The sequence below is a fragment of the Eisenbergiella sp. OF01-20 genome, assembly GCF_003478085.1.
Taxonomy (GTDB): domain Bacteria; phylum Bacillota; class Clostridia; order Lachnospirales; family Lachnospiraceae; genus Eisenbergiella.
The window spans coordinates 355,889-376,601 of the sequence record NZ_QUES01000001.1; the positions used below are offsets into that span (position 1 = coordinate 355,889).

General features: G+C 42.5%; 28 protein-coding genes. All 28 read left to right on the plus strand.

Features of this window, described 5'->3' with window-relative positions; translation table 11 throughout:
- The first annotated feature begins 28 nt into the window (after window positions 1-28).
- The 28 genes from DXA36_RS33435 (at window position 29) to DXA36_RS32840 (ending at window position 20,675) form a co-directional block, all read left to right on the plus strand.
- On the plus strand, window positions 29-1,297 hold the full coding sequence (locus tag DXA36_RS33435) for a hypothetical protein (RefSeq protein ID WP_243114543.1): 1,269 nt from the start codon (window positions 29-31) through the stop codon (window positions 1,295-1,297).
- Window positions 1,284-1,601, plus strand: coding sequence for a hypothetical protein (locus DXA36_RS01760; protein ID WP_054346241.1), 318 nt, complete (start codon window positions 1,284-1,286; stop codon window positions 1,599-1,601). The genes DXA36_RS33435 and DXA36_RS01760 overlap by 14 nt, the downstream gene beginning before the upstream one ends.
- Window positions 1,601-1,786 (plus strand): hypothetical protein, encoded by a 186-nt coding sequence (locus DXA36_RS01765; protein WP_054346242.1) that lies wholly within the window; start codon window positions 1,601-1,603, stop codon window positions 1,784-1,786. Before DXA36_RS01760 ends, DXA36_RS01765 begins: the two co-directional genes overlap by 1 nt.
- On the plus strand, window positions 1,779-2,108 hold the full coding sequence (locus tag DXA36_RS01770) for a hypothetical protein (protein WP_054346243.1): 330 nt from the start codon (window positions 1,779-1,781) through the stop codon (window positions 2,106-2,108). The genes DXA36_RS01765 and DXA36_RS01770 overlap by 8 nt, the downstream gene beginning before the upstream one ends.
- The gene (locus DXA36_RS01775) at window positions 2,105-2,383 is read left to right on the plus strand and encodes a hypothetical protein (protein WP_054346244.1); all 279 of its coding nucleotides are present in this window, start codon (window positions 2,105-2,107) and stop codon (window positions 2,381-2,383) included. The genes DXA36_RS01770 and DXA36_RS01775 overlap by 4 nt, the downstream gene beginning before the upstream one ends.
- Complete coding sequence (locus tag DXA36_RS01780) at window positions 2,376-3,119, plus strand: hypothetical protein (protein ID WP_054346245.1); 744 nt, start codon at window positions 2,376-2,378, stop codon at window positions 3,117-3,119. The genes DXA36_RS01775 and DXA36_RS01780 overlap by 8 nt, the downstream gene beginning before the upstream one ends.
- 3 nt (window positions 3,120-3,122) lie before the next feature.
- Window positions 3,123-3,323 (plus strand): hypothetical protein, encoded by a 201-nt coding sequence (locus tag DXA36_RS01785; RefSeq protein WP_007868769.1) that lies wholly within the window; start codon window positions 3,123-3,125, stop codon window positions 3,321-3,323.
- A gap of 2 nt (window positions 3,324-3,325) precedes the next feature.
- A complete protein-coding gene (locus DXA36_RS01790) occupies window positions 3,326-3,544 on the plus strand; it encodes a hypothetical protein (RefSeq protein ID WP_054346246.1) in 219 nt (72 codons plus the stop codon).
- Window positions 3,545-3,702: 158 nt separating this feature from the next.
- A complete protein-coding gene (locus tag DXA36_RS01795) occupies window positions 3,703-4,077 on the plus strand; it encodes a hypothetical protein (RefSeq protein WP_007868764.1) in 375 nt (124 codons plus the stop codon).
- Window positions 4,078-4,200: 123 nt separating this feature from the next.
- Window positions 4,201-4,404, plus strand: a complete 204-nt coding sequence (locus DXA36_RS01800) for a hypothetical protein (RefSeq protein ID WP_054346247.1) — start codon at window positions 4,201-4,203, stop codon at window positions 4,402-4,404.
- Window positions 4,405-4,410: 6 nt separating this feature from the next.
- The gene (locus DXA36_RS01805) at window positions 4,411-4,668 is read left to right on the plus strand and encodes a hypothetical protein (RefSeq protein WP_054346248.1); all 258 of its coding nucleotides are present in this window, start codon (window positions 4,411-4,413) and stop codon (window positions 4,666-4,668) included.
- 779 nt (window positions 4,669-5,447) lie between these two features.
- Window positions 5,448-5,969, plus strand: coding sequence for a hypothetical protein (locus DXA36_RS01810; protein WP_054346249.1), 522 nt, complete (start codon window positions 5,448-5,450; stop codon window positions 5,967-5,969).
- Between the two features lie 13 nt (window positions 5,970-5,982).
- Complete coding sequence (locus DXA36_RS01815) at window positions 5,983-6,777, plus strand: DUF4839 domain-containing protein (protein ID WP_054346250.1); 795 nt, start codon at window positions 5,983-5,985, stop codon at window positions 6,775-6,777.
- 163 nt (window positions 6,778-6,940) lie between these two features.
- On the plus strand, window positions 6,941-7,231 hold the full coding sequence (locus DXA36_RS01820) for a hypothetical protein (RefSeq protein ID WP_007868756.1): 291 nt from the start codon (window positions 6,941-6,943) through the stop codon (window positions 7,229-7,231).
- Window positions 7,203-7,760, plus strand: coding sequence for a DUF2800 domain-containing protein (locus DXA36_RS01825; RefSeq protein WP_007868754.1), 558 nt, complete (start codon window positions 7,203-7,205; stop codon window positions 7,758-7,760). Before DXA36_RS01820 ends, DXA36_RS01825 begins: the two co-directional genes overlap by 29 nt.
- A 3-nt stretch (window positions 7,761-7,763) precedes the next feature.
- Window positions 7,764-10,511 (plus strand): helix-turn-helix transcriptional regulator, encoded by a 2,748-nt coding sequence (locus DXA36_RS01830; RefSeq protein ID WP_118020349.1) that lies wholly within the window; start codon window positions 7,764-7,766, stop codon window positions 10,509-10,511.
- Window positions 10,512-10,520: 9 nt separating this feature from the next.
- Window positions 10,521-10,772 carry a hypothetical protein gene (locus DXA36_RS01835; protein WP_006781005.1) on the plus strand — a complete coding sequence of 84 codons (252 nt, stop codon included), beginning with the start codon at window positions 10,521-10,523 and terminating at the stop codon, window positions 10,770-10,772.
- 275 nt (window positions 10,773-11,047) lie between these two features.
- Window positions 11,048-11,386, plus strand: a complete 339-nt coding sequence (locus DXA36_RS01840; protein ID WP_054346252.1) for a hypothetical protein — start codon at window positions 11,048-11,050, stop codon at window positions 11,384-11,386.
- 428 nt (window positions 11,387-11,814) lie between these two features.
- Complete coding sequence (locus DXA36_RS01850) at window positions 11,815-12,345, plus strand: phage head-tail connector protein (protein ID WP_054346328.1); 531 nt, start codon at window positions 11,815-11,817, stop codon at window positions 12,343-12,345.
- Window positions 12,342-12,674 carry a DUF7211 domain-containing protein gene (locus DXA36_RS01855; protein WP_007868739.1) on the plus strand — a complete coding sequence of 111 codons (333 nt, stop codon included), beginning with the start codon at window positions 12,342-12,344 and terminating at the stop codon, window positions 12,672-12,674. Before DXA36_RS01850 ends, DXA36_RS01855 begins: the two co-directional genes overlap by 4 nt.
- Window positions 12,675-12,685: 11 nt before the next feature.
- Entirely contained in the window at window positions 12,686-14,431 is a 1,746-nt protein-coding gene (locus DXA36_RS01860; RefSeq protein WP_054346253.1) for a terminase TerL endonuclease subunit, read from the plus strand.
- A 17-nt stretch (window positions 14,432-14,448) separates the two neighbouring features.
- Window positions 14,449-15,789 carry a phage portal protein gene (locus tag DXA36_RS01865; RefSeq protein WP_054346254.1) on the plus strand — a complete coding sequence of 447 codons (1,341 nt, stop codon included), beginning with the start codon at window positions 14,449-14,451 and terminating at the stop codon, window positions 15,787-15,789.
- A complete protein-coding gene (locus tag DXA36_RS01870; RefSeq protein ID WP_118020353.1) occupies window positions 15,789-16,619 on the plus strand; it encodes a hypothetical protein in 831 nt (276 codons plus the stop codon). The genes DXA36_RS01865 and DXA36_RS01870 overlap by 1 nt, the downstream gene beginning before the upstream one ends.
- A gap of 43 nt (window positions 16,620-16,662) precedes the next feature.
- The gene (locus DXA36_RS01875; protein ID WP_118020355.1) at window positions 16,663-18,528 is read left to right on the plus strand and encodes an HK97 family phage prohead protease; all 1,866 of its coding nucleotides are present in this window, start codon (window positions 16,663-16,665) and stop codon (window positions 18,526-18,528) included.
- Window positions 18,529-18,710: 182 nt separating this feature from the next.
- A complete protein-coding gene (locus DXA36_RS01880) occupies window positions 18,711-18,914 on the plus strand; it encodes a hypothetical protein (RefSeq protein ID WP_243114559.1) in 204 nt (67 codons plus the stop codon).
- A 15-nt stretch (window positions 18,915-18,929) separates the two neighbouring features.
- Complete coding sequence (locus DXA36_RS01885) at window positions 18,930-19,244, plus strand: DUF7253 family protein (RefSeq protein ID WP_118020357.1); 315 nt, start codon at window positions 18,930-18,932, stop codon at window positions 19,242-19,244.
- A gap of 337 nt (window positions 19,245-19,581) precedes the next feature.
- Window positions 19,582-20,289 carry a hypothetical protein gene (locus tag DXA36_RS01895; protein ID WP_007868716.1) on the plus strand — a complete coding sequence of 236 codons (708 nt, stop codon included), beginning with the start codon at window positions 19,582-19,584 and terminating at the stop codon, window positions 20,287-20,289.
- Window positions 20,289-20,675, plus strand: coding sequence for a hypothetical protein (locus DXA36_RS32840; protein WP_182478873.1), 387 nt, complete (start codon window positions 20,289-20,291; stop codon window positions 20,673-20,675). The genes DXA36_RS01895 and DXA36_RS32840 overlap by 1 nt, the downstream gene beginning before the upstream one ends.
- The last annotated feature ends 38 nt before the right edge of the window (window positions 20,676-20,713 follow it).

The following is a 20,713-nucleotide window of genomic DNA, read 5'->3' on the forward strand; positions in this document are numbered from 1 at the left end:
TCCGCTATAAGAAAGGAGAAAAAAACGTATGAATCTTAAATCAGTGAAAATTATTGCGGTGGATTTCGATGGAACTTTATGCGAAAACAGCTGGCCAGAAATCGGAGAGCCAAACGAAGAACTGATAGAGTATCTTCGTAATCGGAAAAAGGATGGAGATAAGTTAATTCTCTGGACCTGCCGCGTGGAAGACATGCTCCAAAAAGCTGTTGAGTGGTGTAAGGAGAGAAATCTGGTGTTTGATGCGGTCAATGAGAATCTTCCGGAAATCATCGAGAACTTTGGTTCTGATACCAGAAAGATTTTTGCAAATGAGTATATAGATGACCGGAATATTTGGCCGCTGAAAGATGATGTGACCGATGTTCTTTATCTTTGCGATGGTAAAAGTTGTGGCGATACTTGTCCGGGTGTGGAATGTAAGCATACATCGGATATATCCCACGCTAAGAATTTTGCAAAGGATGCTTATGATTCTTATTGGGAGAAAGAAGCTGAATCTGAAACTAAAGATCCTGGTTCTCATGAGAAATCCAATATGGAATCATGGGCGGAGAGAGAAGTGGAAATTGCCTGCAAACGCGAAGCACCTGATCGTGAACCTGGAGAATGGGACTACGGATGTGCTTGTTACGAAAGTGCATTAAAAGCATTTAATAGCCTTTGTGAAGACGGTCATAGCGGTTTCAGCATTGGTATGACAAAACAGATTCTGAATCGGTTGATCGAATGTAAGCCACTCACTTCGATTGAGGATACAGAAGACGTGTGGGACAATACCACAGACTTTGGTGGACATCGCGGGGAAGTCGCAAACTATCAGTGTAAGAGAATGAGTTCTCTTTTCAAATATGTATATGTGGACGGCTCTGTTAAATATCGTGATGTTAATCGCTTCTATGGCGTGAACCTAGATAATCCAAATGCTTCCTATCATAGCGGACTGATTGACCGAGTAATGGAAGAAAAATTCCCAATTACCATGCCATATTTTCCAGAGAGTAAGCCATTTTATGTGTATTGTGAAGAGTTCCTTACTGACAGAAAAAACGGAGACTATGATACGGTTGGAATTCTTTATATCATCAAGCCGGATGGAGAACGCGTGGAGATCAATCGGTATTTCAAAGAGGGAGAAAAGGACTTCGTTGAAATCGACGTTGCTGAATATGAAATACGCCAGAAGATGCATGAGGAACGGCTGGAGAAAATGAAGAAAGACTGTAACGGCTGCTTCGGAGCAGCGAACAATGATTGTCTGCGTTGCGAGGAGGAACTTCAGTATGAATCGGAATAGGTTTCTCCAGGGATTAAAAAGCAACATCCAGCTTTCCGAAAAAGAGAGGCGGCGGATTATTCGGAGAAGTCTTCAGAAACATTCCTGGAAAACAAAATGTACCGTAGCGATGGAGGAATTCGCAGAGCTTCAGCAGCAGATTAGTAAACAGGTTCGAGGTTATGGCGATAGAATTGGACTCTTGGAAGAGATGGCAGATGCTTATATTTGTCTGAACTTCCTGGAGTCCATTTTTGATATTAAGCCAGAGGATTTACAGAAAGCCATTGATGTGAAGCTGGAACGGGAAAGGAGAAATTTGTGATGATCGATTTACATGTAGAGGGGTATTGTCAAGAATGCGCGGGTTTTCAACCATGTATTGAGAGATTGTATGCGGATGGCAAAATTATCGCACAAACCGTTTACTGTGAGAATCGAGAAAGATGCGCTAATATCTATGAATTTGCGCACGAAAAAGTAGGAAAGGAGATTGGTAAGGATGATTAAAAACGAATTCCCAGAGTGGATTTATAGTCCGGTCAACGATCCTATGTGGAACAATTTATTTGAACGAATTGAAGATGCACTTGGTTTTAAACTCTTCATTTGGCAGAAGACTTATATTATGGGATTAGGATATAGATGTTCAGGACAGACGACTGCCGATGTTCTTAGAAATTTAGTAGGAGAACGTACATCCGAGTCGATATATTTGGAACGACCTAAAAATCGCATGGAAGATTTTTATCAGAAGGAACTTATCGAGATAAAAAGAAAGCTGGACGATAAAGGTATAATTTCAAGAGACATAGAGAGGAAAAAACGATGACGATTGAGCGTTTATTAAAAGAACTCGGAGAACGCCATTTTGAAGTTCTTTGGAGATATGAAGTCTTAACAAATTCTATCGTTATTCAGATGGATAAAAGATACTGCCATCAATGGTATAGGTTAGCTCGTAAAGTTACATTAGATGATTTTCATCATTTTATAACCGATCAGTTTGAAGATACTATGGTTCGATTTTTAAAGGAAATGGCTCAAGAACTGGAGTATCAAATTAAAGTCGCACCGGAACCCATGAAAGGAGAAGACAATGATTAAAATTGAAAACGTTGAAGTTATGGGTTGGGAACATGCTATTCGAGGGATACGGAACCCGATGAACAGTTGGGAGAAATCCGATAGTGGAATCTGCAAAGGTGGGGATGATGGTATCGGATGTGAGAACTGTGCCAATTATGATTCCTGCGAGCATACATACGATCATTCCTGGCAGCTCGGTAAAGCAGATCACGATTTGATGATGCGACTTGCGGATACGAGGTATCGGCGAATGATTACGGTGAATCTGGACATCACGGCTCCGCTGTATTGGTGGAAAGATTTTTATACCTACGAGGTTGGAACTGTTGCGAACTCTTGTAGCACGATGCATAAGATTACTGCGAAGGAATTTGAGTGGTCAGATTTTAGCACAGAACATCTTTTGAATTTTGGAATGTGGGGTGAACAGTTTACTGATGCTGACGCAATATATGCTCCGGCTAAAACAATGGGATGTGTAATTTCTGCTCTCAATGGAGCTAGGGATAGATATCTTGATTTTAAATCAAGAGGTTCCGAATGGACAGAGCTTGCGAAACGGGCATGGTGGCAGATGACTCAGCTTCTTCCCTCTTCTTATAACCAAAAATGGACAGTCATGCTGAATTACGAAGTGCTGGCCGGTATTTATCCCATGCTAAGAAATCATGAGCTGGATGAGTGGGTAAAATTCTGCAAGTGGATTGAGGCGCTTCCATATTCAGACATTATCATTGGTAGGGTGTGGAGATAAAACATGATTCAATACTATGAGTCTATATTTTACAACACCTTGGAAGAACTATTAGCAACTTGGAAACCCAACCATCCGGATGTTTTGCGGTTGAAAGCAAAATATGGAGAAGGCATTCAATTTAGTACCATCGCACATCGAAGTGGTGTGAAGCCTCAATTTGAACTGAGTTGCTACAAACTAAAAAAATTAAAAGGAGCGTAATAATGGCATCTATTCATTATGTGATTTTATTTAGCATTGTATATCTTTATGTATATGCTCTGATTTGTAGAATCTGTAAATGCATTGAACATTGTGCTACCGCCAGAGCTTATTCTAAATTAAGAGAAAACGGAGTTATGACTAAAATGAGCGATGTTGAGGCGGGCATTATTAAAATCGGAAAAGAGAAGGAGGATGCAAGAAAAAATGTGGAGTCATAAGTTAGTAAAAAATAAAATCCACGCCGTTCTGTTTATTCTTCTAGGAGCGTTGTCAGTCCCGGTTGAATGGGATGCAACGTTCTTTTTATTTACCCTGATTATGGGTGGATGCTTATTCTTTTCGAAAGAGAATTGGATTTATGAAGGAGAGGAAGACGATGGGACGAGCCGAGAGAAGACGTGCTCAAAAGTTAAAGCAAAAAGAGAAAACCACTACATACAATCTCACAAAGGCACAACTCGATGTCATGGTTCGGGAAAAAATCGGAGACGAACTTATCAGAGTAAAGCAGGAGGCTACCGATGATGCGGTAAATACTGCGATGGTTCTGCTTCTGACTTTGCCATTGGAAGTGCTGATGGACCATTATTGGACAAAATCCTATGCGAAGAGAATTCCGAAGTTCACCGAACGAGTTCTGGAATACTACGAACGCTGGCAAAATGGTGAGTTGGATATGGAAAAACTGAAAGAGGATTTGTGGGAATATGGTGGTGTGAAATTAGTTGAAAGTGAGGGTGAAGCAACATGAAATGTGTAATGGGAGTTATTGCGTGTATTGTTGGGCTCGTGGGTCTGATCGGACTGATTGTGTTAAAGGCGACCAGCTCTTCTGCAACTTATATGGACGATTCGTTCCGGTGGGGAGGACGAGATGGGCGTTAAAAATGATTATCGTAAAAATGCAGAAGGGTATTCCGATCCGACTGCCTGTGAAGCACTGAGAAACATTGAGCAGGAAGAAGAACGGTTCCATAAGCTGCTGGATACGATTTTTACGCTTTGTGAACTGTCCGACTTTCACATTGAAGAGCGGATCGTCATTAAGGATAAACGAACCGGACGAATTTGGAGGTGATTATTTATGGGTGATTGGCAGAAGACTATAGATGCTCTTGTAGAAGCTTGGGAAAAATTTACGACATCTATAAAAGAGATGGTGGATGCCCTGAACAAGGCGTTTGGAGTTTCGTCACCTGAGAAAGAGAAGAAAAAGAGTCTCAGCTCTCCGGCTCGATATGGGATGTCTTTGCGGAAATCTCGAAGAAAATCCTTCGTTAAGCAGTATTCCTACCGGCCAATTGTTCAGAAGCACTTACCTTATCAGAGAAGGAACTATTGAAAATCGTCCGTACAAAGCTTGAAAGTGGGTGAAAATCACGCCCACTTTTAGGTTTTGAAAAATGGGCTTTGACCACTTTTATGTGGGCTTTTTGAGAAACGCAGGGAATTTTGGGGAAGGATTCGGACGATTTTGGTCAAATTTGTGGCCATTTGCCCACTTTCTGCCCACTTTTAAAACCCCAATTTGGTCAGTAAAAACCCAGTATTTATGCGGGTTTGCGGGCTCAAAGCCCACTTTCCCACTTTTTTTCTTAAACTATTATGATAGAAAGTTTAAAAGTATATAGTAATAGCACAAAAAAAGTGGGTTTTTGGCCACGAGCAAAAAAAATGGAGGAAATCATGAGCAAGATTAGTTGGGAGAGCTTGTATGAAAATTTTAAGTCAATCTATCCAAGGTTGTCGCGGTCATCCGTATATTTTCGTCCGTTCGGTTATATGAGTATAGTAGTGTATTTTGAGAATGGAATGAAGATGGTCTATGATGATCTCAGAAAACAGGCATATATCACAGCTTAAAGAAAATGTCAAGAGATAATGAAAAATTTCTTTTCTTCTGGAAAAATTTGTGATATACTGTAAGAGCCACACAATCTAATATCGAATCCGTTTAAGGGAATTCACTTTGGTAAAAGGTGTATTCTCTCTTTACTCATACCTTAAACGGAACGAGATTGTGTGGCAACAATGGGAGAACACTTTTTTAGGTGCGTCTCTTGTTGGGGCCGCACCTTTTTTATTGCGCCAAAATCTATCTGACTAGAGGACGGTGACATTGTGGATAGACCATATACAGAAATACAAGTTCTAAAAAAATTAGATATTCCTGACTTTCGTCATCTGACAAAGGATAAAGTCATAGCATTTGCTACAATGATTCCGGGAATGGAACCTGAAGTGGCAAAGAAGGCTTTAGAGCAGTTTCCTAACTTCGTATCGACATCTCTTGAAATTATGAAAGAGTATCGAGGTATTCTACAACAGTTGATGAATGATGACAGGGATGGTGCGGAAATATGTTACGATATGTATAATCGTGTGATGAATTCTCTTGAGTGTATTCTTGAAAATGACAATTTGACCTTTAAAGAAAAGACTTACATACTCGAACAAATGAGAGAGGTTGCCGATGAAATATCGAAAAAGGATTCCGAAAAGTCGGCTAACCGCATAAAGTTAATAGGGATTGTGAGTGGAGTGGTGGCGGGTGTTATTACAGTTTTAGGTACCGCCATTGGGGTCAATTTAACTTCTAAGCAAAACAATATTCCCGGCGATGACGAAGAAGAAAACCATTAAAAGGAGATTGAAAATGAAAAAGATTGTTATGTTTATGATCGCAGCATTTATGACGTTTTTGCTTATTGCTTGCTCTGATTCTCAGACACATGATGGCGAAGCAAAGACACCTTCTGCATCGGGAGCTCAAAAAGGAAGGGATTATCAGTCAGTTGTTGAAGATTTTGAAGAACGTGGATTTACAAACATATCGTTAGTTGCGCTTGATGATTTAATAACAGGTTGGCTGACGAAAGATGGAGAAGTTGAAAATGTTTCTGTTGATGGTGATGAAAATTATTCCGCTGATAAATGGTATTCAAATGATGTAGAGGTTATTATTACTTACCATACATTTTCGGAAGAGAGTGATTTGGAAGAAGATGAGGAGTCGAAGGAGTCAATAAGCGAAAAAGCCGAAGACAAAGCAGTAGAATCGATACTCACAATTGAAACTTGTGCTGATCTCGAAAAACTTTTATCGACTGAAGGAGAAATAAACGATTTTTATTCCACTTTTGCAGAACAATATAAAGGCTCAACGATAGTATTCGATGGTTGTATTACCTACATTACAAACCATGGCGATTACGATACTCGATATGATATTTTGATGAGCGGCGGTAATTATGTAGATGATGAAATAGTCAATCCTGGACCAATCTTTAAGTTTGAAGATGTGAATACTTATGGAATGGGAATCGAGGATTTATATCTTCCTGATTATATAAGTGTCGGATCAAATGTACATGTGACCGCTGAAGTTGAGTATTTTAGTGAGAATGAAGGTGTTTTTTATCTAAATCCTGTGAAAGTTGAGTCCCGATAAAATAAAGAAATTATTTAGCCTGTACCTATTGGAATTGGGGGTACGGGCTATTTTTATGTTTTCATTTGTTTCTTTTTGCGCGCGAAAAATACATCGACTGTTATGAAGAGAGAGGGTTAAAATGGCCATTCTCTCTTTTATTTTGGAGAAAGGAGGCTTACTTATGCTGGAAAGCGAATTTCAGAATAAACTGATCCAAGAACTGAAAAAAATGTTCAAAGGCTGCATTGTAACAAAACTGGATTCCAGCCACATTCAGGGAATTCCTGATTTGCTGATCCTTTATAACAATAAGTGGGCCACTTTAGAATGTAAGAAAAGTGTTCGCGCCAAGAAACAACCAAATCAAGAATATTATGTTGGACGAATGAACGAGATGTCGTTCTCAAGATTTATTTGTCCTGAAAATAAGGAGGAAGTGTTACATGATCTTCAACAAGCATTCTGCTCTTGAAGGGCAACACGCCTTTCTTGGCGCAAGTAAATATCACTGGATTAACTATGACGAATCCAAAGTTGCAGAATCGTATTCAAAATTCCTTGCAACTCAAAAAGGAACAGAGCTTCACGATTTTGCGGCAAAATGTATCACACTTGGACAGAAACTTCCGAAGTCCCAGAAAACATTGAATATGTATGTGAATGATGCCATAGGATTCAAGATGGTTCCTGAGCAGCCTCTTTTCTATTCGGAGAATTGTTTTGGAACAACAGATGCGATTGCATTTCGAAATCGTATGCTTCGCATTCATGATTTAAAAACCGGCGTCATTCCCGCGCACATGGAGCAGCTTGAAATATATGCTGCTCTTTTTTGTTTGGAATACAAAATCAAGCCAGCCGACATTGAAATGGAACTTCGGATTTATCAGAACAACCAGATTCTTTATGAGAATCCAACGGCTGAAACCATTGTTCCCATCATGGACAAGATCATCACATTCGACAAAGTAATCAACAAAATCAAAGAACAGGAGGGCTAATTTATGAATCCGATTGCAGAAGAAATTTTGATGCATTATGGAATGCCCCGCCGTTCCGGTCGTTATCCGTGGGGATCTGGTGATAATCCGTATCAGCATAGTGGAGATTTTCTGAGTCGAGTGGATGAACTGAAAAGTCTGGGTATGAGTGATACCGAAATTGCAAAAGCCATGGGTTTAACCACCACTCAATACCGTACGCAGAAATCGTTAGCAAAAGATGAACGTCGTGCGTTGGATGTGGCGAGAGCAAAATCTCTTCGAGAAGATGGTTTGAGCTTAAATGAAATTGCGAAAGAAATGGGCTTCGCAAACGACTCTTCTGTTCGTTCGCTTTTGAATGAAAATTCTGAGGTTCGTATGAACCAAGCTAAGACAACTGCTGAAATTATCAAAAAGCAAATTGACGAAAAAGGCATGATTGATGTTGGTGCCGGTGTGGAACGTGAACTCGGAATTTCCAAGGAGAAACTGAATGAAGCACTCTATATGCTGGAGATGGAGGGTTATCCTGTTTACGGCGGACGAGTGGATCAGGTAACAAATCCTGGGAAGAAAACAACGCTTCGTGTGATTTGTCCTCCTGGAACAGAGCATAAAGAGATTTACGATTTTGAGAATATCAATTCTCTGAAAGATTATGTCTCTCATGATGATGGGGAATCTTTTGATCCCAAATTTGTTTATCCCAAAAGCATGGACTCAAAGCGGTTGCAGATTCGGTATTCGGAAGATGGCGGCGAATTGAAGGATGGTGTTGTGGAAATTCGAAGAGGTGTTGATGACCTGTCTCTTGGAGAATCCCATTATGCTCAGGTTCGCATCTTAGTCGACAAGACACACTACATCAAAGGGATGGCGGTTTATTCGGATGACCTTCCTGATGGTGTGGATGTTATGTTCAACACCAATAAGAAAAAAGGGACACCTAAAATGGATGTTCTGAAACCAATCAAAGATGACCCGGATAACCCGTTCGGTTCTTTAATTAAAGAGGGAGTTAATGACCCGGATAACCCCACTACTGAAAGAGGAGGTCAGAGTTACTACTATGATAAAAATGGGAAGAAACAGCTTTCCCTTATCAACAAGCGAGCAGAAGAAGGGGATTGGGGCGAATGGGCAGACAAGCTCCCATCTCAGTTTCTGTCGAAACAGAGTAGAACTTTGATAAAGAAGCAGTTGAATTTAGCGGCCGCAGACAAGCAGTCTGAATTTGATGAGATTTGTTCTCTTACGAATCCAACAGTGAAAAAGGTTCTTTTGAAATCTTTTGCTGATGACTGCGATGCAGCCGCTGTTCATTTACAGGCAGCCGCTCTTCCCAGACAGAAGTATCAAGTTATTCTTCCATTGACATCTATCAAAGACAATGAGGTCTATGCTCCGAACTACAAGAATGGAGAAACAGTAGCTCTTGTGCGGTATCCACATGGTGGAACTTTTGAGATTCCAATCTTAACTGTTAATAATAAGCAGCCAGAAGGAAGAAGAGTTCTTGGGAATACACCAGCAGACGCTATTGGCATTAACAAAAAGGTTGCTGACCGTCTTTCCGGAGCTGACTTCGATGGCGATACTGTCATGGTGATTCCTTGTAATTCTTCTAATAGTAGGGTGAAGATCACTTCCACTCCACAATTAAAGGGGTTGGAAGGATTCGATCCTAAGATGTCTTATGGGACCGTTAAGAAAGGTGACGATTATTGTAACAGCAGCGGTCAGAAGATTAAGATTATGAAAAACACCCAGACAGAAATGGGTAAGATTTCAAATCTAATTACCGACATGACTTTGAAAGGTGCTACTCAAGATGAGCTTGCGAGAGCTGTACGTCACAGTATGGTCGTCATCGATGCGGAGAAGCATAAGCTAGACTACAAGAAGAGTGAGCAGGACAATGGTATTACGGCTTTGAAGAAGAAGTACCAGGCTCACGATGACGATGATGGTTATGGCGGAGCTTCTACGCTGATTTCTCGTGCCAAGTCTGAGACTTCTGTGTTGAAAAGAAAAGGAAGCCCGATCATTGACAAGGAAACCGGAGAACAAAGCTGGAAGAGCGTCAGGGAGGAGTACATAGATAAGAACGGAAAGACCCAGGTGCGGACTCAAAAGAGTGCCAAGATGGCAGAAACCAGAGACGCTCGCACTCTCTCTTCTGGGACACCACAGGAAGAGGCGTATGCGGACTATGCAAATACTATGAAGTCCCTGGCTAATCAGGCCCGTAGGGAGATGGTTAATAGCGGAAAGATAGCCTATTCTGCATCAGCAAAACAGACTTACCAGACAGAGGTTGATTCTCTTATGGGTAAACTTAATGTGGCTTTAAAGAACGCCCCTCGCGAGCGTCAAGCACAGACCATGGCAAACTCTATTGTGGCCGCTAAGAAGAAAGACAACCCCGATATGACAAAGGCGGAAATCAAGAAGGCTAATCAACAGGCCCTTACTGCGGCCCGTACTGCTGTTGGTGCCAAGAGAACCCCTGTCGAGATTACAGATCGTGAGTGGGAAGCGATTCAAGCCGGCGCTATCAGCGAGAACAAGCTTACTCAGATCCTCAACAATACAAACATTGATACAGTCAGACAGAGAGCTACCCCTCGTGCAACAACAACCCTTAGCTCTGCCAAAGTAAATCGTATTGCGGCGCTGAATGCTTCTGGCTATAGCACTGCTGAGATAGCAGCAGCTTTGGGTGTTTCCAGTTCTACTGTGTCGAAGTATCTGAATGGAAGGGAGTGAACAAAGTAAATGGCGAAGAAGTGTATGCTTACAACCATTGACAATCCTTTTGATCCATTTGAACAGTTCACTTCATGGTTACTGTTTGATGAGGAAAAAGGTTATCATTCATGTTCGTATCTTGGTAGAATTGCCAGAACATCGGACCAACTCTCTGATGAAGAGAATGACTTGGAAGTTGAACGAGCAATTGACGAGATTGTAAAATACGATTTCCGAAATATTTACAAAAAAGTTACGCGAGATGCGGTGGCTGTCTAGGTATCAGATGGTATAGGGGGGGCAGCAAAAATCGCACCCCCTCCGTCATCGCGGCGGTCTTTAAAAATTCCCCGGGGGTATTTTTCGGAGAATGTTTTTACCTTCCGGCAGTATTTAACAGAGCTCATAAGGTTGGCTAAGTAATAAGCTGTGGTTCTTTTTACTCTTTTTTCTCCTTTCGGTAAAAAAGTTTCAGTCAGCCTTGTGGGTTCTTTTAAATACTGCCGGAAAACTTTTATGAAACTATTGAAGAACAGACGGGAAGGAGGCAGTAAATGGCTAGAAAAGTAAAGAGTTCTAAATCGATGGGTTCTTCCAAAAAGATTCGTCCTGCTTTGACTCCGGAAGCAAGGGAACTTCAGATGATTTCTCTGGCTGTTGACCTGGCTGAAAGACAATTGCTGGAAGGGACTGCTTCTTCTCAGGTCATTACTCACTATTTAAAACTGGGCTCTTCCAGAGAGAAGCTTGAGAGGGAGAGACTGGAGGAAGAGAACAATCTGTTGCGGGCAAAAGTAAGAGCTATTGACTCCACAGATGAGATTAAAGATCTCTATAAGGACGCCATCAATGCGTTTCGTATATACAGTGGACAGGGTAACGATGATGATTAGGACATATTCGGAATTATCAAAATTGAAGACTTTTAAAGAACGATACGAGTATCTTCGTTTGGGCGGAGTCATCGGGGCAGACACGTTTGGGTTTGACCGATATCTGAATCAGATTTTCTATCGGTCTATGGAGTGGAAGTCAGTTCGTGATTTTGTGATTGTGAGAGATAACGGATGTGACCTCGGAATAGAAGGTCGTGAGATATGTGGGAAGATATTGATTCACCATATGAATCCGATTTCCGTGGAGGATATTTTAAAGAGAAGCGATTTTCTTTTAAATCCAGAATTTCTCATCTCAACAATTCTTACAACACATAATGCCATTCACTATGGAGATGAAAGTCTTCTTGTCACAGAACCTATTGTTCGAAGCAGAAACGATACATGTCCCTGGAAACATTGATGGAGAGGAGGTTATAGCGATTATGGAAAGCATACTGACATCAATTAAAAAGATGCTGGGTATTACAGAAGAGTATGAGCACTTTGATTCAGATCTTATCATACATATCAATTCAGTATTTATGATCTTGACGCAACTTGGTGTTGGTCCACCATCTGGATTCTCTGTTCAGGATAAAAGTGCTACATGGAAAGAATTCATTTCTGACGAGACAAAGTTGCAATTGGTAAAGTCGTATATGCAGATGAAGGTAAAGCTCCTGTTCGATCCGCCTTTGAGTTCCGCTGTAATGGCGTCTATGGAAAAGATGATTGCTGAGGCGGAGTGGAGACTGAATGTTGCAGCGGAAACTGACGAAGAAAAGTCCGAAGAACACGAGTCCTACGATGGCGAGTATAGGGTAACACCGAAAGCATTCCAATCTCAAATGCTGGATACTGAGAATAAAGTTCTGGATCGAAATATTGTGGTAACAGAAGTTCCGTATTACGAGACTGGGAACGCAGCAAACGGAGTGACATCATATATCGCAAAGGAGGGAGATTCAAAATGAGTAATGAAGCATTACTACAGCATCACGGGATTCTTGGGATGAAATGGGGCGTCCGAAGAACTCCAGAACAACTTGCAAGAGCAAGTGGAAAGAAGACGAGTTCCGATGATGAGGTGAAGAAGATGTCTGATTCGGAACTCCGCTCAAAGATCAACCGTCTTCAAATGGAAAAGCAGTATAAACAGCTTACCAGTTCAGAAATTTCTGTCGGTAGAAAGTTTGTACAGGATGTGCTGACCAATGCCGCAAAGCAGACCGCCACCAATTATGTATCGAAGTACATGACGAAGGGAATTGACGCGGTCATCAAGAAAGCAACAAGCAAGTAGGTGATTCAATTATGGCATTATCAAACACTGCCGTTCCCAAATACTACGGCATGTTTCGGGATGCCGTAATCAGGGGAGAGATACCGGTTTGTAAAGAAATCTCTATGGAGATGAACCGAATTGACGACCTAATAGCCAATCCTGGTATTTACTATGATGACCAGGCCGTCGAAGGATGGATTGCCTATTGCGAATCAGAACTAACATTGACGGACGGTTCTGATTTGAATTTGCTGGACTCGTTTAAATTGTGGGGTGAGCAGCTTTATGGATGGTACTACTTCGTCGAACGAAGTGTGTGGGAGCCAAGTTCTGACGGACATGGCGGCCGATATGTGAATAAAAGAATCAAGCAGCGTCTGACGAAGAAACAATATCTTATCGTTGGGCGAGGAGCTGCTAAATCTTTGTATGACACCTGTGTTCATTCCTACGGGCTGAATATCGACACATCCACGACTCATCAAGTCACGACAGCTCCTACCATGAAACAGGCGGATGAAGTAATGTCACCTTTTCGCACTGCGATTACAAGGTCGAGAGGTCCATTGTTCCGGTTTCTGACAGAGGGCTCTTTGCAGAATACGACTGGTTCTAAAGCAAAGAGAATGAAATTGGCCTCCACCAAAAAGGGTATTGAGAATTTTCTCACAGGTTCGCTTTTGGAAGTGCGGCCAATGTCCATCGCAAAGCTTCAGGGATTACGACCTAAGATTTCTACAGTGGATGAGTGGCTGTCCGGTGATACCAGGGAAGATGTGGTGGGCGCTTTAGAGCAAGGAGCATCGAAATTGGATGACTATATCATTGTTGCCACGAGTTCAGAGGGAACAGTGAGAAATGGAGCAGGCGATACAATCAAAATGGAGTTGATGGACATTCTTAAAGGAGAATATGTCAATCCACATGTTTCCATTTGGTGGTATAAGCTTGATTCCATTGATGAAGTTGGAAATCCAGACATGTGGTTGAAGGCGAATCCCAATATCGGTAAAACGGTAAGCTATGAGACCTATCAGCTCGATGTGGAAAGAGCAGAGAAGTCTCCGGCGGCCAGAAACGATATCTTGGCTAAGAGATTTGGATTGCCGATGGAGGGCTACACCTATTACTTCACATATGAAGAAACTCTTCCTCATAAGAAGAGAAGCTATTGGCAGATGCCCTGCTCTTTGGGAATTGATTTGTCGCAGGGGGATGACTTCTGTGCTTTTACGTTCCTTTTCCCGTTATCGAATGGTTCCTTTGGAGTTAAAACCAGGAACTACATTTCTTCATCGACTCTGATGAAACTTCCGGCAGCAATGAGAATTAAATACGACCAATTCATGGATGAAGGAAGCCTGATTGTCCTAGAGGGAACCGTTTTGGATATGATGGAAGTCTATGAAGATTTGGATAACCATATCGCAGAATTTGGCTATGACGTTCGTTGCTTGGGGTATGACCCGTACAACGCAAAGGAGTTCATTGAGCGATGGTCTTCTGAAAATGGCCCGTTTGGAATCGAAAAGGTAATACAGGGTGCTAAGACAGAATCCGTTCCTTTGGGAGAGTTAAAGAAACTTTCTGAGGAGCGGATGCTTTTGTTTGATGAAGAACTTATGACCTTTGCAATGGGGAACTGTATCGTTATGGAAGATACGAATGGAAATCGTAAATTGCTGAAAAAGCGATATGACGCAAAGATTGATGCTGTGGCAGCTATGATGGATGCGTTTGTTGCTTTCAAGCTGAACAGAGATGCTTTTGAATAGGAGGTGACGATTTCAAAATGGAAGTTTCAATTGGTTCCAGGATTAAACATGCCTGGAACGCTTTTTTAAATAGAGACCCAACAGGTTTCTATCGGGACATAGGGGTTGGATATTCGTACAGGCCCGACCGTCCAAGACTCACAAGAGGAAATGAAAGATCTATCGTTACCTCTGTATATAATCGAATCGCATTGGATTGCGCTTCAATTAACATTCAACATGTCCGTCTGGACGACTCCGAAAGATTTCTTGAAAAAATTTCTTCGGGGCTAAATGATTGTCTGAATTTATCAGCCAACATTGACCAGACTGGACGAGCTTTCCTTCAGGATGTTGTTTTGTCAATGCTTGATGAGGGATGTGTGGCGATTATCCCGGTGGATACGGATGATGACCCTGACACTACAGGCTCCTATAAAATCGAGACAATGCGAACCGGGAAGATTCTGGAATGGTTTCCGAATCATATCAAAGCAAGAGTTTATAATGAGCGGACTGGATTAAAGGAAGACATTGTAGTTCCAAAAGATACGGTTGCTATTATTGAAAATCCGCTTTATGCGGTGATGAATGAGCCAAACTCAACGATGCAGCGTTTGATAAGAAAACTGAATTTATTGGACGTTGTTGATGAGCAGAGCAGTTCAGGAAAACTCGATTTAATTATCCAGCTTCCCTATGTGATAAAAACAGAAGCAAGGCGTCAACAGGCTGAGAAGAGGCGTGTCGAGATTGAGCGTCAGTTGGCCGGTTCTAAATATGGTATTGCGTATACCGATGGTACGGAGCGAATCACACAGTTGAATCGTTCTGTGGAAAATAATCTGATGAAGCAGATTGAATATCTAACGAGTATGCTATACAGCCAGTTAGGTATCACTCAGAGCATATTGGATGGTTCCGCAGACGAGAAGACCATGCTGAATTACTACAACCGTACTATTGAGCCGATCATTTCAGCAATCGTTGACGAAATGAAACGTAAGTTCCTTACTAAAACAGCCAGGTCTCAAAAGCAATCGATTCTGTTCTTCCGTGACCCCTTCAAACTTGTACCAGTAGCTGATCTGTCAGAAATTGCTGACAAATTCACAAGAAATGAGATTATGACATCAAACGAAATTCGCCAGATTATTGGTATGAAACCGTCTGATGATCCAAAAGCTGATGCGCTGAAGAACAGCAATATCAGTGAGGCCAAATCTGATCCTTCAAACGGTAGTTCTGATGTCGAATCCAATGAAAGTGATGCCGGAGCCGATTATGACAGTATCGTAAACGAGCTGCTTGACGGTCTTGAAAAGGAGATTGATGAAATTATAGGAAGCTATGTTTCGGATGATGAGGAGGAGACATAATGGATATTAACGAGCCTCTTCAACACTATGCATCTCCTTATTACGACCCGGTGAAAGCTCATGAATATTATATGAGAACCAGAGAACTCAAAGGGCGTCGTTCCACAACGAAGCTTAACGATGAGGGAAAGAAAGTCTGGGCTTATACAAAAAATGAGATTTCTGGTGAGAAGAAAGAAAAGGTAAAAGAAGAACAGGAAAAACGGAAACAAAAAATTGCTGAGCTGAGAGCAAAGGCCAAGGCGACCCGAGAGCAGATCTCGGCTAAATTAAAGGAACTGAATACTCAGCTTACCGAGGAATCTTCGTCAAGAAGGAGTAGGGTTGACTCCCGTAAAAAATCTGATTTGGAGGATATTGGAGAAGAAGCAGAAGACCAGAAAGAGCGTATCGATGAAAAGAAGAATACTGAGATCGAACGCTTAATGGCAATAGAAATTCCATCCGGGTTATCCAAAGAGGAAAGGGCAAAGCGAGTAGCGGAGCGAAATGAGAAAATCGCAAAGCTTCGTGATGATGCCAGCGAGGATAAATCTAAGGTGAGTGAGCAGGCGAAAGCTGAAAAGGAAGAGGTGAGAACTTCCGCAAGTCTTAAGAAGAAGCGAATTACCGAGGACACCAAAGAAGAAAGGGCTGATAATTCTGCGAATGCTAAATCGGAAAGAGAAAAAGTTAGTACAGAGTTAAAGGCTGCCGTTACCGCCGCAAGGGAAGCTTATAAAGGGGCAAAAGAAAATCTTGATGCCACTTATGAAGATCTTTATCAGCAAGAATTTGACAAGATAGCTTCCGAATATAAAGCGGTAAAGAAGAGGAAACGGAGGAAGTAGCAATGGCTTTCGCACAATACTGATAGAAGGAGTGATTTTCAAAATGGAGAAATACGATTTTAGTGGTTGGGCCACTAGAAACGATCTTCTTTGCACCGATGGCCGTACCATCAAAAGGGATGCGTTTAAGAACCAGAATGGACAAACTGTTCCACTAATTTGGGGACATAATCATTCCGATCCCAATCGTGTACTCGGTCATGGGGTACTGGAAAATCGTGATGAGGGCGTTTATGCCTACTGTAGTTTCAATGACAGTGAATCCGGACAGGCAGCGAAGAAGCTAGTTAAGCACGGAGATGTTCGTTCACTTTCTATTTGTGCCGGTCAGCTTAAACAGGCCGGAGCGAATGTGATGCATGGCGTTATCTATGAACTGAGCCTTGTTCTGGCTGGAGCTAATCCGGGAGCTTTCATTGATTCTGTTATGGCTCACGGTGAGACTTCAGAAGACCGTACCATTATTGGATATGACGAGAACATTATGATTTATCATTCCGCCGAGGAGGATGACAAATCCGAGGAAAAGAAGACGGAGGAGAAATCCAAATCTAAGGAAGATAAGACTTCTGAAGAAAAAACTGAGGAAGATGACGAGACAATTGAGCAGGTATTTAATACCCTCAACGAAAAGCAGAAAAATGTGGTTTATGCAATGATCGGACAGGCTATTGGGGAAACCGATAAGCCTGAAGATAAAAATGATGACGATTCTAAAGGAGGAAATACCGAGATGAAGCATAATGTGTTTGACAACGATAAGAAAAACGAAACCGGTGGCTTTCTGACGCATTCCGCACAGGAAGACATCATCAAGGTGGCGAAGACCAGCCAGGTTGGTACTTTCCAGACAGCGCTTCAGCTTTATGCGGAGCAGAACGGTCTTCAGCATGATGCTGTCAGCGGCGGATTTGTTCAGACCGGCGACGGAAATGTGACGAGTCTGTTCCCGGAATATCAGGAAGTGCGTCCGGGGGCTCCTGAACTCATTACCAATGACCAGGGCTGGATTACTAATGTGATGAAGAAAGTACATAAGAGCCCGATTTCCAGAATCAGAACCAGCCAGACCGATATTCGCGGTATTGATACACTTCGCGCCAGGGGCTACAAGAAAGGAAAAGAGAAGAAGCAGGCCGGAAATTTCAAGTTGGTACGCAGAACCACCGATCCGCAGACCGTTTATGTGAAGAATGCTCTGCATCGCGATGACATTGTCGATATCACGGATTTCGATTATGTAAAGTATCTGTATGACATCGACCGCCTGATGCTCAATGAAGAGCTGGCTATTGCGATGATGCTGGGGGACGGTCGTGATGATGGTGATGAGGGTAAGATCGATCCGGATAAGATCAGACCTATCTGGACCGATGATGACCTGTATACCATTCATGCAGATTTGGATGTTGCCGCCGCAAAAAAGGAACTTCAGGGTACTAATACCGGCGTGAACTTTGGCGAGAACTATATTTACGCTGAAGCAATGATCAATGCGGTTTTGTATGCAAGAGAGGATTATAAGGGTACTGGCACTCCCGATATGTACATCACTCCTCACATGCTCAATGTAATGCTCCTGGCTCGTGATATGAACGGCCGCCGCATTTATAGCTCTAAATCGGAGCTGGCTTCTGCTCTGAATGTCGGGGAAATCCATACGGCTGAGCAGTTTGAAGGCAAGACCCGTAAGACGGACGACAGCAAGACCAAGAAGCTGCTTGCTATCATCACGAACCTGAACGACTACTCTCTTGGCGCTACGAAGGGCGGCGAAGTTACCCACTTCACACAGTTCGATATCGACTTTAACCAGGAGAAGTCCCTTCTGGAGACAAGATGCTCCGGCGCTCTGACCAGAGTGTACTCTGCAATTGCGATTGAAGAGGACGTAACGGTAAACCCCTAATCGACTTCTCCGTTAGTCCCGAAGATGGAGAAGTCAATCTACTCGGGAAAACAGTAAAATCGTTACAGGAGAATATTGTTATCGGAGAGTCCGAGATTACCGGTACATTGAAGCATGTTACTGGATACACGGGATTCAGCAGTAATACCTCTGAGCAGGAAGGAAACTATCTTGCTTTGAAAGTGGACGCTGATTCGGAAGATGCGGTTGTGACCATCGAACTCGTAGGCGGCACGAAAGGACCGGTTACGCTCGATGACGACATGAACATCGTACTCCTTATTAAGAATAAGGATACTCAGAGCATTAAGGTGACGGTAGACGATGGGAAAGATTCCGCTACGAAGACATATGGACTTACCAGATTGATTTTGGAGACAGAGTAAAGGAGAAAATTCAAAATGGCAAAGTTTTTTGGGAAAATCGGTTATGCAGTATCAAAGGATGTTCGTCCGGGGGTTTGGGATGGGGAAATTACTGAGCGAGAGTATTTCGGCGATTTGATTCGGAATACCAGTCGGTATCAGACTTCCGATAAACTCAATGACGATATCAACATTTCCAATGAGATCAGCATTGTGGCCGATCCTTTTGCTTATCAGAATTTTCACGCAATGCGGTATGTCGAGTTCATGGGAGAGAAGTGGAAGATTTCCAGCGTTGAAGTACAGTATCCGCGTCTGATTCTGACGGTAGGAGGTGTATATAATGACTGATCGACGACTCGCATTCCACAATCTACTGTGCGAGATTTTATCTTGCCCGATAGAAGGCGAACAGTGCCGATGTTATTTTCAGCCTCCGGAATCTATTAAGATGAATTACCCCGCCATTGTATATAGCCTTGATGATATAGACAAGACATATGCAAACGACGGGGTATATTTATCTAATCGAAGATATGCCGTTACCGTTATTGATAAAGATCCGGATACATCCTTGGTGCGGAAAGTAACGAATTTACCGATGAGCCGGTTTGACCGGCATTTCAAAAAAGATAACCTGAATCACTACATTTTTAATGTGTATTTCTAAGATTGGAGGAATAATTCAATGAGTAAGCTTATTTGGGATAAAGTTGGGGAACGCCTCTACGAAACTGGTGTTGATCATGGTGTTCTCTACCCGATTCAGACGGGTGGACAGTATAACAAAGGCGTTGCTTGGAACGGTCTGAGCGCGGTGACAGAGAGTCCTTCCGGGGCAGAGCCTTCCCCGATCTATGCGGATAACATCAAGTATTTGAACCTGATGTCCGCAGAGGATTTCGGCGGAACGATTGAGGCTTATACTTCTCCGGATGAATTTGCGGAGTGTGACGGTTCCGTCGAAGTCGCTCCTGGTGTCTTTGCAGGACAGCAGAGCAGGAAGCAGTTTGGACTTTCTTATCGCACCATTCTTGGCAATGATGTAGATTCCAATGACTATGGTTATAAGCTGCATCTTGTTTATAATTGCCTTGCCTCTGTTTCTGAGAAAGGCTATACCACTGTGAATGACAGCCCGGAGGCAATCGCTCTGTCCTGGGAATTCAGCACGACTCCGGCGGAGATTGCGAAGATAATCGATGGTAAGAAGCTGAAACCCACCGCAATCCTTACACTGGATTCTACTAAGATTGATGCGAAGAAGCTGGCAGCTCTGGAAGAAATCCTGTATGGTAAAGACCCGACTACTCCAGAGGGTAACGATGGCGTTGATCCCAGACTGCCGTTTCCTGATGAAGTGATTGAACTTCTGGCTGCTGAAGACCTCCCTTAATGAGCCTTTCTGTTAAGCCTGAAGACGGAGAGGCTGTTTTATTTGGAAAAGCAGTGAATGAATTGCAGAGTGATGTGGTTGTTGCTGATGATGAAGTGACAGGCACTCTGAAGTATGTCAATGGTTATGTTGATTTCAGTAGTAATACTTCTGAGCAGGAAGGAAATTACCTGGCTCTCAAGATTGAGGCTGAGCCGGCTGAAGCAGAGACGGTTGTTGAGCTCGTAGGCGGTACTAAGGGACCGGTTGCGCTAGATGACGACATGAACATCGTACTCCTTATCAAGAATAAGGATACTCAGAGCATTAAGGTGACTACCACACACAACGAGGAAAGCATCACGAAGACTTATGGTCTTTCTGGGCTTACCTTGGAAACAGAATAACGTATAGGAAGCCTCGTATTCAATGTGCGGGGTTTCTT